General features: G+C 62.1%; 1 protein-coding gene and 2 pseudogenes. All 3 read left to right on the top strand.

Translation table 11 applies throughout. The annotated features are described in order from the left end of the window. A pseudogene (locus Q0L94_RS17605) lies at positions 1–790 on the top strand (F0F1 ATP synthase subunit alpha); the annotation flags it as partial. Between the two features lie 41 nt (positions 791–831). Next, a complete protein-coding gene (gene atpG / locus Q0L94_RS17600) occupies positions 832–1,704 on the top strand; it encodes a F0F1 ATP synthase subunit gamma (protein WP_296755940.1) in 873 nt (290 codons plus the stop codon). 54 nt (positions 1,705–1,758) lie between these two features. Further along, positions 1,759–2,427: pseudogene (locus Q0L94_RS17595) on the top strand (F0F1 ATP synthase subunit beta); the annotation flags it as partial.

Here is a 2,427-nt window from a genome sequence, read left to right as displayed (position 1 = left end):
CAACGGCGAAGACGCGCTGATCGTCTACGACGACCTGACCAAGCAGGCCTGGGCCTACCGCCAGGTCTCCCTGCTGCTGCGCCGTCCGCCGGGCCGCGAAGCCTACCCGGGCGACGTGTTCTACCTGCACTCGCGCCTGCTTGAGCGCGCCGCGCGCGTCAACGCCGACTACGTCGAGAAGATCACCAACGGCGCCGTCAAGGGCAAGACCGGCTCGCTGACCGCACTGCCGATCATCGAAACGCAGGCCGGCGACGTCTCCGCCTTCGTGCCGACCAACGTGATCTCGATCACCGACGGCCAGATCTTCCTTGAGACCGACCTCTTCAACGCCGGTATCCGCCCCGCGATCAACGCCGGCCTGTCGGTGTCCCGCGTCGGCGGTGCCGCGCAGACCAAGGTGATCAAGAAGCTCGGCGGCGGTATCCGCCTGGCGCTGGCGCAGTACCGTGAACTCGCGGCCTTCGCCCAGTTCGCCTCCGACCTCGACGAAGCCACCCGCAAGCAGCTCGAGCGCGGCCGCCGCGTCACCGAGCTGATGAAGCAGGCGCAATACTCGCCGATGTCGGTGTCGCAGATGGCGCTGTCCCTGTTCGCCGTCAACAAGGGCTACATGGACGACGTCGAAGTCAACAAGATTCTGCCGTTCGAATCCGCGCTGCTGGCGTTCATGAAGTCGAAGTACGCCGGCATCATGGACACCATCGAAACCAGCGGCAACCTGGACGAGGCCACCGAGACGGCGCTCACCGCCGCGGCGGAAGAGTTCAAGAAAACCGGCGTCTATTGATAGGCCGCGCTGATTTGCAGCCGCTGGTTTAAGGAGCAAGTATGGCAGCCGGAAAAGAGATACGGACCAAGATCAAGAGCGTGGAAAACACGCGCAAGATCACCAAGGCCATGGAAATGGTGGCGGCGTCCAAGATGCGCAAGGCGCAGGAACGCATGAAGGCCGCGCGCCCGTACGCCGAAAAAATCGCCCGCGTAGCCACCCATCTGGCGTACGCCCACACGGAATACAAGCATCCGTTCGTGATCGCGCGCGACGACGTCAAGCGCGTCGGCATTGTCCTCATCAGCTCCGACAAGGGCTTGTGCGGCGGACTCAACACCAATGCTTTCCGCGTGGTGGTGAACCAGATGAAACAGTGGGAAGCCGCCGGCGTCGGCATCGACGTCACCGCGATCGGCAACAAGGGACTGGGTTTCATGCAGCGCCTCGGCGTCAATGTGGTATCGCAGATCACCGGCCTGGGCGACACCCCGCACATGGACAAGCTGATCGGCCCGGTCAATGTCATGCTGAATGCCTACATGGAAGGCAGGATCGACGCCCTCTACATCGTCTACAACCGTTTCATCAACACGATGAAGCAGGAACCGACGCTGACCCAGCTGCTGCCGCTGGCGCAGATGGAAGACGCCGAAGAGGCCAGCCTGAAAACGCACTGGGACTACATCTACGAGCCCGATGCCAAACCGGTGGTCGACGGCATGCTGATGCGCTACATCGAATCGCTGGTATATCAGGGCGTGGCCGAGAACATCGCGTGTGAACAGTCGGCACGGATGGTGGCGATGAAGGCCGCTTCCGACAACGCCAAGGACGTGATCGGCGAACTCAAGCTGATTTACAACAAAACCCGCCAGGCCGCGATCACCAAGGAGCTGTCCGAGATCGTCGCTGGTGCTGCCGCGGTTTAAGGTCAGCAGAATTCAATTGATTAGGCCAAGATTTAATTTAATTAGGAAGGCAACATGAGCAACGGAAAAATTGTTCAGATCATCGGCGCCGTGGTGGACGTGGAGTTTTCACGTGACGCCATGCCCAGGGTCTTCGAAGCACTGAAAATGCAGTCGCCGGAGCTGACGCTGGAAGTCCAGCAGCAGCTCGGCGACGGCGTGGTGCGCGCCATTGCAATGGGCTCGACCGATGGCTTGCGCCGCGGCATGGAAGTGCTCTCCACAGGCAATCCGATCATGGTGCCGGTCGGCCAGGCAACGCTCGGCCGCATCATGAACGTGCTCGGCACCCCCATCGATGAAATGGGCCCGGTGAATACCGACACCCACATGCCGATTCACCGCAAGCCGCCGGCGTACGCCGACCAGGCCGCGACGGTCGAAATTCTCGAAACCGGCATCAAGGTCATCGACCTCATCATGCCGATCGCCAAGGGCGGCAAGGTCGGCCTGTTCGGCGGCGCCGGCGTGGGCAAGACCGTGACGCTGATGGAACTGATCCGCAACATCGCGGTGGCGCACTCGGGCTTCTCGGTGTTCGCCGGCGTCGGTGAACGGACCCGCGAAGGCAACGACTTCTATCACGAGATGAAGGAAGGCGGCGTGCTGGACAAGGTCGCACTGGTCTACGGCCAGATGAACGAACCGCCAGGCAACCGTCTGCGCGTCGCGCTGACCGGCCTG

It is taken from the genome of Thiobacillus sp., from assembly GCF_024708915.1.
This window is presented reverse-complemented; position numbering and strand designations above follow the sequence as displayed.